Here is a 12,988-nt window from a genome sequence, read left to right as displayed (position 1 = left end):
CCCATCATGAGCGGCGCGCACAAGCGGTCCTAGACCGGCTCGAGCCGCTGGTGCGGCTCGGGCGGCAGCTCGACCTCGACCGCCGTGCCGGGGCGCACCTCTCCCCCGCGCTCGACGACGGCCATGACGCCCGCCCGGCGGGTGATGCCGACTCCGTCGATCGACTCCGCCCCGCCGGTCGGACCGAGGGTGACCTCGGAGGTCGAGTGCCGGGCGTCGGCGCGGCCCACGACGACCTTGAGCAGCCCGGCGGAGTGGTCCTCGATCTGGCGGCACGGGTTGCGCAGTCCGGTCACGCGCAGCACCACCTCGCCGAGGCGCAGACGGGTGCCGGTCGGCAGGGCGAGCAGGTCGACCCCGGTGGTGAGGACGTTCTCCCCGAGCCCGCCCGGGCCGAGGTCGTGGCCGGCCGCGCGCGCCTCGGCGAGCAGGTCGTCCTGGATCAGGTGCACCTGGCGCAGGTTGGGCCGGCCGGGGTCACGGCGCACGCGCGAGCGGTGCTGCACGAGCGCACCCGCGTGGGCGTCGCCGACCACGCCGAGGCCGGTCACGAGGGTGATCGACTCACGCGGGGTCTTGCTGAAGCGGTGGGTCTCGTCCCGGCTCACGGCGACGACCCTGCCTGTCCCGGCCATGCACCGAGGCTAGCCGCGACGACCAGGCACGTTGACGACGTCGCGGGCCGCGCCGAGGCTGTCACGGTGACCCGCTACGTCGACCTCGCCGCCGAGACCTCGCCCCAGGGCGTCCGCGGCCTGTGTGTCGTGCTGCCGGGCAGGCAGTACTCCCCCGACGCCCCGCTGCTGTTCTTCGCCGCCCAGGTCGCCCTGGCCCGCGGGTGGCACGTGCGCCAGGTCTGGTGGGACCCCGCCGCCCGCGGAGCGCTCGAGGTCGAGGACGAGGCGGTCTGGGTGGGCGAGCAGCTGCGCGCCGCCGCGGAGGGGTACGACGGCCGGCTCGTCGTCGTGGCCAAGTCGCTGGGCACCCTCGCCGCTCCCGTCGCGGCCGACCTCGGCTGTCCCGCCGCGTGGCTGACCCCGCTGCTCACCGAGCCGCTGGTGAGCCAGGCGCTGCTGGCGTACCCCGCACCGCAGCTCACCGCCATCGGGGAGTCCGACCCCTACCTCGACCGCACCGTGCTCGCAGCCCTGGGCGGTCGCACCGTGCTGGTCCCCGGCGACCACGTGCTGCGGGTGCCCGGCGACCCGGGGGCGATGCTCGCGGCCCACACCGAGGTCACCCTCGCCCTCGACGCGTGGTTGCGAGACCGCTGACCGCCGCCCTCTCCGGACCGCCCGGACGGCCCGGACGGCCCGGACGGCCCGGAGTGGGCTCACGTCGTGGGCCGGGGTCACCCTCGCCCGAAGCGCGCCAGGCAGTGCCACAGCTGCTTGACCGTCTGCGGCGGGTGGTCCCCCGACCGGGCCGCCCGGCCCAGCACCGCGGGCGTCAGCTCCCCGCCCAGCCTGCGGGCCAGGTCGACGACGTGCGCGCCGCGGTAGGCGGGGTCGAGGTCGTCGGCGGCTGCCCTGAAGCCGGGGTGCAGCTCCACCGGCCATCCCTGCTTCGCGGCTATCCCGCTCACCTCGGTGCCGGCGTAGCACGGGTCGAGCACGAGGGCCTCGACGTCGTCGGCCAGGCTCAGCGGCCCATGCACGTGGGCCTCCACGCAGTCGTCGAGGGGGTCGAGACCGGAGGCGTCGGCCATCGCGCACAGGCGCGGCAGCAGGTCGGCCTCCCCCACGTCGGCGGGGTCCGGCTCGAGGACGGAGTCGGGGAAGCAGAACGTGGAGCGTGTGACGACTTCCGGGCGCAGCCGCAGGTAAGACGAGCCGAAGCGCACCGCGCCGCCGTAGGGGTCGGCGTGACGGTTCCAGGCGCCGTAGACCGGGCGGTCGCCGGGAGGGGCCTTGTCGTAGCGCCCGGCGAAGAGCCTGCTCTCCCACCGCCACCGGTCGCCGCCGGGGAAGGCCGTGAGTCCGCCGTTGGAGACGCCCGTGACGAACTGCGAGCGATAGCGACCGTCGGCGGCCAGCGACGCCACCACGGTCGAGCCACCGTGCGGCCAGTCGGGGTGGAACTGCACCGTCACGGCCTCCACGGCGCGCGCGGGCGCAGCGGGGGCTCCGTCGGCACCGGCGTCCACGACCGTCAGCCTAGGGCAGCAGCGCGCGGGCGTCACGGGGATCTGTGACGATCGGCGGGTGAGCGCCCCTCCCTGCCTGTGGCTGACCACGCTGCGTCCCGACGGCTCGCCCCACACGACCCCGGTGTGGTTCGTGCGCGACGCCGACGTGGTCTGGATCGCGACCTCCCGCGCGGCCGTGAAGACGCGCAACCTCGAGCACGACCCGCGGGTCTCGCTCGCCCTCGACGGCACCGCGGCCGACCCCACCGTCGGCGAGGGGCGCGCGGTCGTCCACGACCTGTCCGGACCGCGGGGGCGCGAGGCGCACGCGGCGGTGCTGGCGGCGTTCGCCGAGCGGTACGACGGGTGGGACGCCGCCGACCCGTCGCGCTACGGCGCCCGGGTGCTGGTCGAGGTGGCCGTGGAGCGCTGGCTGCTGCGGCCCGACGCCTGAGACCACACGCCCGACGCGGGCCCGCGACGGCCGCTGCGTCCACAGGTGGGGTGGCCCGGGTCGGCGTACGGTCGGGAGGGGTCGGCACGATGGACCCCATGACCGTCACCGACTCCCCCGCCGGCTCGCCCCTCGAGGTGCTGGAGCGGGTCTTCGGCTACGACGCCTTCCGCGGCGACCAGGCCGAGATCATCGACACCGTCGTCGGCGGCGGCGACGCGCTGGTGCTCATGCCCACCGGCGGCGGCAAGTCGCTGTGCTACCAGGTGCCCTCGCTGGTGCGGGAGGGCACCGGCGTCGTCATCTCGCCGCTGATCGCGCTGATGCAGGACCAGGTCGACGCCCTCGACGCGCTCGGGGTGCGGGCCGGCTTCCTCAACTCCACCCAGACCACGGACGAGCGACGCGCGGTCGAGCAGGCCTACGTCGCCGGCGAGCTCGACCTGCTCTACCTCGCCCCGGAGCGGCTCGCCGTGGCCGAGACGCTGCGGCTGCTCGACGCCGGCCGGATCGCGCTCTTCGCCATCGACGAGGCCCACTGCGTCTCGGCTTGGGGCCACGACTTCCGTCCCGACTACCTCAACCTCACCGTGCTGGGCCAGCGCTGGCCCGGGGTGCCCCGGGTGGCGCTCACCGCGACGGCCACGCGGGAGACGGCCGAGGAGATCGTGCACCGCCTGGGGCTCGCGGAGGCGCGGCAGTTCGTGGCGAGCTTCGACCGCCCCAACATCGAGTACCGCATCGTGGCCAAGGACAACCCCCGCCAGCAGCTGCTCGACCTGCTGCGCAGCGAGCACGCCGGCGACGCCGGCATCGTCTACTGCCTCTCGCGCAAGTCGGTCGAGGAGACGGCGGCCCACCTGAGCAAGCACGGCATCCCCGCCCTGCCATACCACGCGGGTCTGCCCGCGCAGCAGCGCGCGGAGCACCAGTCGCGCTTCCTGCGCGAGCCCTCGCTGGTGATGGTCGCGACCATCGCCTTCGGCATGGGCATCGACAAGCCGGACGTGCGCTTCGTGGCCCACCTCGACCTGCCGAAGTCGGTGGAGGGCTACTACCAGGAGACCGGCCGCGCCGGTCGCGACGGGCTGCCCGCCACCGCCTGGCTGGCCTACGGCCTGGCCGACGTCGTGCAGCAGCGCCGGATGATCAACACCTCCGACGGCGACGCCGCCCACCGCCGTCGGCTCGGCGCCCACCTCGACGCGATGCTCGCGCTCTGCGAGACCGTGCAGTGCCGCCGCGTGCAGCTGCTGGCCTACTTCGGCCAGCAGGGCCAGCCCTGCGGCAACTGCGACACCTGCACCGCTCCCCCGCAGACGTGGGACGGCACGATCGCCGCCCAGAAGCTGCTCTCCGCGGTGGTGCGGCTGGCGCAGCGACGACAGCGCTACGGCGCCGGTCACGTCGTCGACATCCTGCTGGGCAACGCCACCGCCCGCGTCGTGGAGCTCGACCACACCAGCCTCACCGTCTTCGGCGTCGGCACGGAGCTCAGCGCCGGCGAGTGGCGCGGTGTGGTGCGCCAGCTGCTGGCGCAGGGCCTGCTCGCCGTCGGCGCCGACGGCTACGGCACCCTCGAGCTCACCGAGGCCTCCACCGACGTCCTGCGCGGCGAGCGCGAGGTGCACCTGCGCACCGAGCCGAAGCGCTCCACCCGCAGCCGCAACGAGCGCCGCGCCAAGACCGCCGACGTCGTCGACCTCGACGCCGAGGGCGCTGCGCTCTTCGAGCGGCTGCGCACCTGGCGGGCCGAGACCGCGAAGGAGGCCGGCGTGCCGGCGTACGTCGTCTTCCACGACGCCACGCTGCGCCACGTCGCCGCCGAGGCACCCACCACCCTCGACGCCCTGGGCTCGATCTCGGGGGTCGGCGCCAGCAAGCTCGAGCGCTGGGGCGAGGGTCTCCTCGCGGTGGTCACCGGGGGCGACGGAGCCTGAGCCGTCCGGCGCCCCGCGCGGGTCGCGCCCGGGTCGTGGTGGTCACGAGCCGCGGCAGTCCTTTACCGTGGGCGCCGTGACCGCGCCTCGTGACCCCCGCGCGTCCGGGTCGCGGACCGCCGCTGACGCCGCTGGCGCCGGTCAGCAGGCGGGGTCGGTCCGGACCCGGCCGAGCGAGGGCCCCGACCGGACCTGCTTCCCGTGGTCGAGGGTCCACGCGCGCTGCCAGTCGGTGGTGAGGACGGTCGGGCTCATCGTCGACCGACGCTTGCCGACGAGGCTGATGCGCGGCGTCAGCGGCGCGCCGAGGTCGGCCACGTCGACCGAGCCGATCACGGCGCCGTCGTAGAACCAGGTCACGTGACGCCGACCCACCTCGACCGCGACGTTGCGGGGCTGGTCGGTGAGGCTGACCGCCTCGCGTCCCACCCGGGCCGTGCCGCCCTCGCGGGAGCGCACGCCGAAGCGCATCCCCCGCTCGCGCATGGTGAAGTCGGCGACCGTGACCACGGGGCCGGTGCACGCGTCGATCGACGAGCCCTCGGGCACCAGCTCGACGCGCACGTCGTAGTCGGCGGCGCGGCCGCGGTCGGCCGAGGCCCGCAGCCGGAACTCCCACCGCCCCGTGCGCTGGGCGTTGCCGTCGAGGGTGGCGGTGGTGGTGCCGCGGTGGCGGGCCGTGGCGCCGGAGCCGCTCTGCAGGAAGAGGCCGCCGTTGACGTGCGCGGCCCGACCGGTGCCGTTGGAGGTGTCGCGCCACCCGCCCTCGAGCCGGCTGCCGCGGTAGGGACGGGAGGTGAGGGACTCCCCGAACTCCCAGGCGAAGTCGAACAGCGACGGACCCCAGCCCCAGCGGGAGCTGGCGTTGGTCGAGCCCGACGCGCGCCCGGCGGTGGTGAGGACGGCGTCGCCCGATGCCGCACGTGCGGGCTGCGCGTCGCTCTCCTGCGCCCGGGTCACGGTGAGCCGGGCCGGCACCGCTGCGGGTGTCGCCGTCGTCGTGACCGCGGGCGTGTCCGCGCGCGAGCCGGCGCCGCCGGAGGTGCCGCTGGGGATGGTGCTGGGGGTGGTGCTGGACGTGGGGTCCGGAGTGGGGCTGGGCGCCGGGGGCGGCTCCGCGACGACCGTGAACGTGGTCGGGAACGACGCGAACCAGCCGATCCGGTCGCCGCCCTGCGTCCAGTCGTCCTGGCGGGCGCGGTAGACGTGGTTGCCGACCTCGGCCTCGGTGCGGGTGAAGAAAGCCCGCCCGCGCGCGTCGGTGGTGTCGGTGTCGACGGTGCGCCAGCGGTGTCCGTCGACGCGCTCCTGCAGCTCCACGCGACGACCGGGGAAGACCGGTGGGCGGCGTCCGCGGACCACCGGCGTCGTGTCCGCCTTCAGCACGAAGGGGCGGTCGACGTACGCCGCCGGGTGGCGTCGCCCGAGGGACAGCACGACCTCCTGGGCGCGGGCCCGCAGCAGCCGCCCCGGGGTGACGCCGGACGAGGAGGCCACGCGGTAGCTGATGTTCTCCATGGCCGGTGCGGGGAAGGTGAACCGGAAGGCCCCGGACCCGTCGGTCGTGCCGCGGGAGTCCTGGACGTCGGTCCAGACGTCGCCCGGACGGTTCATGTGGAACTGCAGACGGATCGCCTGCTTGCGTCGCGGACCCACCCGCCCGCTGAAGAGGAGCGCTTGCCCTCCGACGAACGCGTCGGGGCCCGTGCGCAGGTCGCCCGCCGGGCGGGGCGCCGTGGTGGCCCGCTCCGGCGACGGCGCCGACTGGCCGGGGGCGCTGAGCGCGACCGAGCCGACGCAGAGGGCGAGGAAGCAGGCCACGGCTGCGCCGGTGGCGCGTCGACGGGACGGTCTGGACGCGAGCGGACCCGAGTCACGCATGAAGGTCTCCTGAGGGGGGCGACGGAGAGGGGCAGGTGAAGCCGCGCCGGGACGACCCGAGGGCACGGGGCGCGGGGGCGCCCCCGCGGGGGTCGGCCGACGACCGGAGCCACGGTACGTCGATCCGCGCCGGGAGGAGGCCTTTCTCCCTGCTCACACCAGGCGCGGGTCGCCCTCCACGACGTCGACCACGTCGATGTCGACGTCGACCGCGCCCCGGGGATTGGGCCCGACGAGCGACACCAGGAGCTCCTGGACCTCCCCGCGCACCTCGGCGGCCTCCGCGCGGACGTCGGTGCCGTAGGAGCACACGAGACCCAGTCGCACCCGGGTCACGCGCTCCGCGTCGACGTCCACCTGCACCGACGCCGGGGCGCTCGCGACGCGCTGCTGCGCCAGACGCCTCACCGCCGAGCGCACCACCCGGCTGGAGACCCAGGTGCGCGAGCCGTCGGGATCGTGGTCGACGCCGCCGTCGGCGCGTCGCAGCAGGACCGGGTCGGCCGGCACGACGGTGCGCCGCACCCGCTCGAGCACGGAGCTGCGCACACCCTCGAAGCCGCCCGGGTCGTCCTCGCGCACGGCGCGCAGGGCGCGGTCGAGGAGCTCGCCTCCCACGACATCGGGCTGGTCGGCGCCGACGAGGTCGTCACCGTCGTCTCGCTGCGGCTCTACCGCCATCGCGCCATCCTCTCCGCCAGGGTCCGCCGTCCGCGGTGCAGGTGACCGCGGACGCTTCCGACCGGGAGGGCCAGCGCCTCGCCGATCTCGTCGTACGACATGCCCTCGACCTCGCGCAGCAGCCACACCGCGCGTTGGTGCCACGGTAGTTCGTCCAGCGCCTGCTGCAAGGCCGCCAGGAGCTCGGCGTCGAGCACGTCCTGGAGAGGGTTGTTACTGGCCTCGGGCACGAAGCGCGACAGCAGGTCGTCGTTGATGGGCGTGGGACGCCGGTGGCGCTGCAGGTCCACCGCGCGGCGGTGGACCAGCCGGAAGAGCCAGGTCTTGAGGCTGGAGCGGCCCTGGAAGGTGCCGAGGTCCTTCCACGCCGAGATCAGCGCCTCCTGGGTGACCTCGGCCGCGTCGGTGTCGTTGCCGCCGACGAGCCGCAGGGCGTAGCGGTACATCCGCGGACCGTAGCGGTCCACGATCTCTCGGAAGGCCTCGGCGTCACCCGCGCCGACGGCGCGCACCAGCGCTGCGTCGGAGGCTTCCTCCTCGGGAGGCTCGGCGGTCACCACGGCTCCATCCTGTCCAGGCAGGCCCACCGACCTCCCCACCCCAGTGGTCCCCACTCCTCGCGGAGACCGCGTGCTCCACATCACACCACCAGATCCGTGACGATCGGGGAGGACTGCGCGACTACCTGATGTCAGACGCACGACGTGCGTGCACCGTCAGCGCGGGGACACCACCCGCGCAGCACGACGACCAGGGAACAGAGAGGTTCACCCATGACCGAGAAGAAGCCCGAGACCACCGCCACCACGACCACCGACGTCGCCACCCGCGGCACCGGCGCGCTCGCCAGCGAGCAGGGCCGCACCTCGATCGCCGACGCCGTCGTCTCCAAGATCGCCGGCATCGCCGCACGCGACATCAGCGGCGTGCACGCCCTCGGCGGCGGCACCGCCCGCGCCGTCGGCGCCCTGCGCGACCGCATCCCCGGCTCGCGCACCAACCTCAGCCAGGGCGTCGCCGTGGAGGTGGGCGAGCGGCAGGCCGCCGTCGACCTCGACCTCGTCGCCGAGTACGGCGTCTCCATCGCCGACCTCGCCCAGGCCGTGCGCCGCAACGTCATCGGCTCGGTCGAGCGCATGACCGGCCTGGAGGTGACGGAGGTCAACATCACCGTGCACGACATCTTCCTCGACGACGGCTCGGACGACGCCGACACCTCGGCCTCCAGCGCCCCGCGGGTCGAGTGAGCGCGTGACCGAGCAGCCCGAGGACCTCGGCGTCTCCGACCGGCACCCGGCCGGGTCGTCCGACGACGCCCCGGAGCAGGTCGACCTTGTCGCTGCGGCCGTCCTGGCCGTGCCCGGGGTGGCCGACCTGCACGGCGGCGTGCTCGGCGAGGTCGCGACCTACCTGCCCGGGCGCCGGGTCTCCGGCGTGAAGCTGCTGGAGCCCGGGGCCTCGGTCCACGTCGTGCTGACGTGGGGCGCCGCCGTGGCGACGACCACGGCCGCCGTGCGCGAGGTGGTCCGTCCCCTCGTGCCCGGACCGGTCCACGTCGTCGTCGAGGACGTCGAGCCCCCGGGCGGCGCGTCCCGATGAACGACCCCGACCTGCGCGCCCTGCGCCGCGAGGCCGCCCGGCGTCACCACCCCGACGTGGGTGGGGACGCGGCGACCTTCGTCGCGGTCATGCGATCGCTCGACGCCCTCGAGGCGGCGCGGGCGGCAGGGAGCACAGGGAGCACAGCGGGTCGCACCGCAGGAGGCACCCCGACCGCCGGGGTCGGGCCGTGGGGGGACGGCCCGGCCGCCGGCCCGGCGTCCGCCCCCACCATCACCGTCACCTCGACCGCGGCGTCGCGGGCCAGACGAGCAGTGCGCACCACGAGCCGCCGGCTCGTGGGCGACGTCAGACGCCGCATCCCACGGTCGTTGCCCGGCTCTCGCCGCTACGGCCAACTCTGAAGGAGACACCACCATGACCACCTCCACCATCGGCCTCATCGCCGGACTGCTGCTGGCGATCGCCATCGTCGTCGGCGGCCTGCTCGGCCTGCTGCTCGGCGTCGTGCTGGGCGGAGCCGGCTACCTCATCGGCGGCCACGTCGACGGCGAGCTCGACCTGGGCGCGCTGGTGCGGGGCCGTCGTGGCTGAGCCCGCCCTCGCGCCCCCGGAGGACCGGGGTCGCCTCGACGTGCGCACGCGTGCCCTCCAGCACGTCGCGGAGCGCGCGGCGCTCGAGGCGCCCGGCACCGTGTCGCGCCGCCCGGCGATGGGCTCGGCCCTGGGGTCCTCGGTGGGGTCGGCCCTGGGTCGCCTCACCGGATCCGGCTCCCCGCACGCCACCGTCACCGTCCACGGGGCACGGGCCCGCGTCGAGGTGGACGTCGCTGCCGTGTGGCCCTGCGCCGTCTCGGACATCGCCGAGGGCGTGCGGGCCACGGTGCAGCGCGAGACCTCCCGCATCAGCGGGATCGACATCACGACGGTCGACGTCACCGTGCACCTCGTCGAGGCTGAGCCCGCCGACGACCACGGGCGAGGGGGGCGGGTCCAGTGAGCCGTCGCAACCCGCCCCGGGGCCGATCGGCCGTCGTGCCCGTGGCCCTGCTCCTCGCGCTGGCGCTCGTCGCGCTGGCCGTCGTCACCGTGCGCGACCTCGCCGTCGCCCAGGGGTGGACCGGCGGCAGTCCCTGGCTGCGCGACGCCGTGGACGGCCTCGACGGACTCGGCGCCACGACCGCGGTCGTGGTGGCCGCCGCGGTGACCGGTCTCGTCGGGCTGGTGCTCCTCGTGCTGGCCCTCAAGCCCGCCCCGGTCACGCACCTGCCGGCCACCGCCGACGGCGACCTCTGGGTCTCGGCGCACGCCGTGGCCGCCCTGGCACGCCAGCGCGCCGACCGCAGCAGCGGCGTCGTCGGCGCCAGCGCCACGGTCTCCCGCCGTCATCGCGTGCGCGTCGAGGTCGTCGCGCCGCGCGACACCGACCAGACCGTCGCCGGTGTGCGCGAGACCGTCGCCGCCGATCTCGACGGCTTCTCCCCCGCCCGCATCTCCGTCCACGCCCAGGAGGCACCGCGATGACCGCGCCCGCGAAGACCGACCGCCTGGTCGTCGCCCTCGTCGGGCTGGTGCTCGTCGCCGTGTCGCTGGCCCTCCTCGACTGGCGCTTCGGGTGGGTGCTGTCGTGGGGGGACACCCTCGACACCGCCCCCGTCGACGACGTCTTGGCCACCAGCTGGTGGCCGTGGGCCTCCGCCGCCGTGGGGGTGCTGCTCGGCCTGCTCGGCCTGGCCTGGGTCCTGGCCCACCTCAGGCCGGCGTCGGTCCCGGCGCTCCGGCTCCCGGCGAGCGGCCCCGAGGGTCGCCTCGAGGTCGACCTCCGCTCGCTGGCCCACGCGACCGCCGCGCGCCTGGAGTCCCTCGCGCCGGTCACGGGCCTGTCGGGCACCGCTCGCACCCACCGGGGCTCGACCGTGGTCGAGCTGAGGGGCCGCGTCGAGGAGACCGCCGAGGTGCAGGAGCTGCGCGACGCCGTCACCACCGTGACCCGCGAGGTGGAGCAGGCCTTCCCGGCCGGCGACGTGGCGGTGCGCGTCGTGCTCGACAGGCCCAAGGCGGCTCGCCGTGAGCGCACCGACCGGGTGCGGGTGCAGTAACGGACCCGATCGACGCGACATCGACCCCCGACCCCTCGACCTGAGGGATCGGGGGTCGTTCGTCGTGCAGGTCACACCGTCGGCCCCCGGGGGTCTGGACCACTGCCCCCCCTGCCGGGGTGAGTGGCTCCCCGACCGGGGCGAGGGGTGCGACCCTGGTGGGGCGACCCGTCCCCCACGGGCCGTGACCCGCCGGCCCTCCCCCGCACGACACCGGCCCGCACGACACCGGCTTCCCCGAGCCGGCGTACGGCACCGTCGCCCCCCACCCCACCCGCGCGCGACCACCCATCGCCCGCGACCACGACCGCCCCCGAGGTCTGCCATGTCCCACCTGCACCCCCTCCCGCCCCGCCGCGGGCTGCGTCGCGCCCTCGTGGCGACCGCGCTCGCCGCCGCCACCGTCGTGGGGCTCGGCGCGCTGCCGGCCGTCGCCGACGCGGCACCGGCCCCGGCCGCCGTCGCGGGCGCAGCCGGTCCGCTGGCCGCGGACACCGTCGACAAGCCCGTGGCCACCGCCCTCGACCGTGTGTCGCGCACGACCCGCAAGGCCCGGGCGAGGACCCTGCCGGCCCGTGTCTTCGGCCTCGCCATCCCCGGCGCCCCCACGGAGCTGTCGGAGGCCGACGCCCTCGCCTCCAGCCTCGGCCGGCGCGCCACCCAGCTCACCTTCTACTCCTCGTGGCACTACGCCGCCGACTTCCCCACCGCCGACGCCCGCCGGGTCGCCTCGACCGGTGCCGTGCCGGAGGTCACCTGGGAGCCCTGGGACCCCGCTGTCGGCACGCCCGACCAGCCCGCCTACTCCCTCGACCGCATCGCCGGCGGCGCCTTCGACGCCTACGTCACGCGCTGGGCGCAGCAGGTGAAGGCCTACGGCGCTCCGGTCGCCTTCCGCTTCGCCCACGAGATGAACGGCAGCTGGTACCCCTGGTCGGAGGGCGTCAACGGCAACACCTCCGGCGACTACGTCGCGGCCTGGCGCCGGGTGGTCGGCATCTTCCGCTCGGTCGGGGCGACCAACGCGATCTGGACCTGGACCCCCAACGTGCCCTTCCCCGGGTCCGTCGCGCTCCCCGGGCTCTACCCCGGCGACCGGTGGGTCGACCGGGTCGGCCTCGACGGCTACAACTGGGCCGGACTCATCCCCTCCACCTCCTGGCAGTCCTTCGGGGAGGTCTTCGGGCCCGGCCTCGCCCAGCTCACCTCGCTGACGGCCAAGCCCGTCTTCATCGGCGAGGTCGGCTGCCCCGAGGGCGTGGGCGACAAGGCCGGCTGGATCCGTGACATGTGGACCTACCTCGACCAGCACCGCGAGGTGCGCGGGCTGACCTGGTTCCACTTCCAGAAGGAGGCCGACTGGCGCATCACCAGCAGCCAGGCCTCCCACGACGCCTTCCGGGCCGGCGTGGGCGCCTTCGCCTCCTGAGGAGGCCGACCGGCACCGACCCCCGTAGGGGTGGGGCCGCCGCCGCTGCTCGGCGCCTAGTTTCGACCCATGACCGAGAGCAACGAGAAGACCGAGGCCGTCCAGGCCGTCGTCGACCGCGTGACCTCCTACCAGGAGTCGGCCCCCGAGGGCACCGTCGAGGCCGAGCTGCGCAAGGGCCTCGGCGAGGCCGGCCTCGACCTGCCCGACGCCGACGTGACGGCCCTGGCCGAGGCGATCGAGGCCGCGGAGGAGGGCGACGGGCCGGTGCAGGCCGCGTCGGTGCTGTCCTGACCGGCGCAGCGCCCGAGGTGGGTTCCGGCGACGGTCCCGTCGCCGAGCACCGGCGCCCCGACGGCGTCAGTGACGCCACCGTCGAGGCCCTCGGCAAGATCTCCGAGGCCCTGGAGGCCGTCGAGGTGGCGCGCGGCCACCTGTACACCTTCCACCGGCTCTCCGGCACCGCCGACCTGACCCTCGGTGAGGGTGTCGAGCAGCTGCGCGAGGCCGGGCACACCGAGCTGGCCGACCGCATCGAGCGTGAGCTCGTGGGCCGCAACGTGATCGAGGGCCGCTGGACCTTCCAGATCATGGAGGAGTACGACGACACCTACTGGTCGGTCTTCCGCGACCTCGAGCGCACCGCCCGCGAGGAGCTCGTCGGTGGGCGGCGCCACCTCTTCGAGGCCGAGATGAAGGAGTCGGAGCGCACCCGCGGGCGACGCCACCACGAGGCCGCTCCCGACGACCGCGGGCCCCAGGCGCCCTGACCCGGCCCCTGACCCGGCACCTGACCCGGCACCTGGCCCACGGGCG

17 protein-coding genes are annotated in these 12,988 nt (G+C 75.3%); 12 read left to right on the top strand and 5 right to left on the bottom strand.

All coding sequences use genetic code 11. From position 1 onward, the window contains the following. Window positions 1-29 precede the first annotated feature (29 nt). Window positions 30-608, bottom strand: coding sequence for an MOSC domain-containing protein (locus LPA27_RS02930; protein WP_228941450.1), 579 nt, complete (start codon window positions 606-608; stop codon window positions 30-32). A 93-nt stretch (window positions 609-701) separates the two neighbouring features. Here LPA27_RS02930 and LPA27_RS02925 point away from each other — a divergent pair, with 93 nt between their 5' ends. After that, entirely contained in the window at window positions 702-1,274 is a 573-nt protein-coding gene (locus tag LPA27_RS02925; RefSeq protein WP_228941449.1) for a hypothetical protein, read from the top strand. A gap of 77 nt (window positions 1,275-1,351) precedes the next feature. On the opposite strand, the gene LPA27_RS02920 is transcribed toward LPA27_RS02925, so the two are convergent. Then, on the bottom strand, window positions 1,352-2,146 hold the full coding sequence (locus LPA27_RS02920; protein WP_228941448.1) for a DUF3626 domain-containing protein: 795 nt from the start codon (window positions 2,144-2,146) through the stop codon (window positions 1,352-1,354). Window positions 2,147-2,204: 58 nt separating this feature from the next. Between LPA27_RS02920 and LPA27_RS02915 the strand changes: the two genes are divergently transcribed. Both LPA27_RS02915 and recQ read left to right on the top strand, forming a co-directional pair. After that, entirely contained in the window at window positions 2,205-2,582 is a 378-nt protein-coding gene (locus LPA27_RS02915; protein ID WP_228941447.1) for a pyridoxamine 5'-phosphate oxidase family protein, read from the top strand. A gap of 98 nt (window positions 2,583-2,680) precedes the next feature. After that, window positions 2,681-4,522 (top strand): DNA helicase RecQ, encoded by a 1,842-nt coding sequence (recQ, locus tag LPA27_RS02910; protein ID WP_228941446.1) that lies wholly within the window; start codon window positions 2,681-2,683, stop codon window positions 4,520-4,522. A 141-nt stretch (window positions 4,523-4,663) separates the two neighbouring features. On the opposite strand, the gene LPA27_RS02905 is transcribed toward recQ, so the two are convergent. The 3 genes from LPA27_RS02905 to LPA27_RS02895 all read right to left on the bottom strand — a co-directional run bounded on the left by LPA27_RS02905 (window position 4,664) and on the right by LPA27_RS02895 (window position 7,641). Further along, a complete protein-coding gene (locus tag LPA27_RS02905) occupies window positions 4,664-6,403 on the bottom strand; it encodes a hypothetical protein (RefSeq protein WP_228941445.1) in 1,740 nt (579 codons plus the stop codon). A 153-nt stretch (window positions 6,404-6,556) separates the two neighbouring features. Next, window positions 6,557-7,084 (bottom strand): hypothetical protein, encoded by a 528-nt coding sequence (locus LPA27_RS02900; protein ID WP_228941444.1) that lies wholly within the window; start codon window positions 7,082-7,084, stop codon window positions 6,557-6,559. Continuing rightward, entirely contained in the window at window positions 7,075-7,641 is a 567-nt protein-coding gene (locus tag LPA27_RS02895; protein ID WP_228941443.1) for an RNA polymerase sigma factor, read from the bottom strand. The genes LPA27_RS02900 and LPA27_RS02895 overlap by 10 nt, the downstream gene beginning before the upstream one ends. A gap of 216 nt (window positions 7,642-7,857) precedes the next feature. Between LPA27_RS02895 and LPA27_RS02890 the strand changes: the two genes are divergently transcribed. The 9 genes from LPA27_RS02890 to LPA27_RS02850 all read left to right on the top strand — a co-directional run bounded on the left by LPA27_RS02890 (window position 7,858) and on the right by LPA27_RS02850 (window position 12,942). After that, window positions 7,858-8,331, top strand: a complete 474-nt coding sequence (locus tag LPA27_RS02890) for an Asp23/Gls24 family envelope stress response protein (protein WP_056864457.1) — start codon at window positions 7,858-7,860, stop codon at window positions 8,329-8,331. A gap of 4 nt (window positions 8,332-8,335) precedes the next feature. Further along, the gene (locus tag LPA27_RS02885; protein ID WP_228941442.1) at window positions 8,336-8,683 is read left to right on the top strand and encodes a hypothetical protein; all 348 of its coding nucleotides are present in this window, start codon (window positions 8,336-8,338) and stop codon (window positions 8,681-8,683) included. A 378-nt stretch (window positions 8,684-9,061) separates the two neighbouring features. Continuing rightward, window positions 9,062-9,238: a DUF2273 domain-containing protein gene (locus tag LPA27_RS02880; protein WP_082500291.1), complete on the top strand. Its 177-nt coding sequence runs from the start codon at window positions 9,062-9,064 to the stop codon at window positions 9,236-9,238. Beyond that, complete coding sequence (locus LPA27_RS02875) at window positions 9,231-9,644, top strand: Asp23/Gls24 family envelope stress response protein (protein WP_056904085.1); 414 nt, start codon at window positions 9,231-9,233, stop codon at window positions 9,642-9,644. Before LPA27_RS02880 ends, LPA27_RS02875 begins: the two co-directional genes overlap by 8 nt. Next, entirely contained in the window at window positions 9,641-10,168 is a 528-nt protein-coding gene (locus tag LPA27_RS02870; RefSeq protein ID WP_228941441.1) for a DUF6286 domain-containing protein, read from the top strand. The genes LPA27_RS02875 and LPA27_RS02870 overlap by 4 nt, the downstream gene beginning before the upstream one ends. Next, a complete protein-coding gene (locus LPA27_RS02865; RefSeq protein WP_228941440.1) occupies window positions 10,165-10,743 on the top strand; it encodes a hypothetical protein in 579 nt (192 codons plus the stop codon). The genes LPA27_RS02870 and LPA27_RS02865 overlap by 4 nt, the downstream gene beginning before the upstream one ends. Before the next feature lie 325 nt (window positions 10,744-11,068). Further along, window positions 11,069-12,172, top strand: coding sequence for a glycoside hydrolase family 26 protein (locus LPA27_RS02860; RefSeq protein ID WP_228941439.1), 1,104 nt, complete (start codon window positions 11,069-11,071; stop codon window positions 12,170-12,172). A gap of 69 nt (window positions 12,173-12,241) precedes the next feature. Beyond that, window positions 12,242-12,466 carry a hypothetical protein gene (locus LPA27_RS02855; RefSeq protein ID WP_056864463.1) on the top strand — a complete coding sequence of 75 codons (225 nt, stop codon included), beginning with the start codon at window positions 12,242-12,244 and terminating at the stop codon, window positions 12,464-12,466. Between the two features lie 17 nt (window positions 12,467-12,483). Then, complete coding sequence (locus tag LPA27_RS02850; protein ID WP_228941438.1) at window positions 12,484-12,942, top strand: hypothetical protein; 459 nt, start codon at window positions 12,484-12,486, stop codon at window positions 12,940-12,942. Window positions 12,943-12,988: the final 46 nt, after the last annotated feature.

This window comes from Nocardioides sp. Leaf374 (assembly GCF_916862475.1).
GTDB lineage: Bacteria > Actinomycetota > Actinomycetes > Propionibacteriales > Nocardioidaceae > Nocardioides > Nocardioides kribbensis.
The sequence above is the reverse complement of the archived record's forward strand: the minus strand, read 5'-3'. Positions and strand labels throughout refer to the sequence as shown.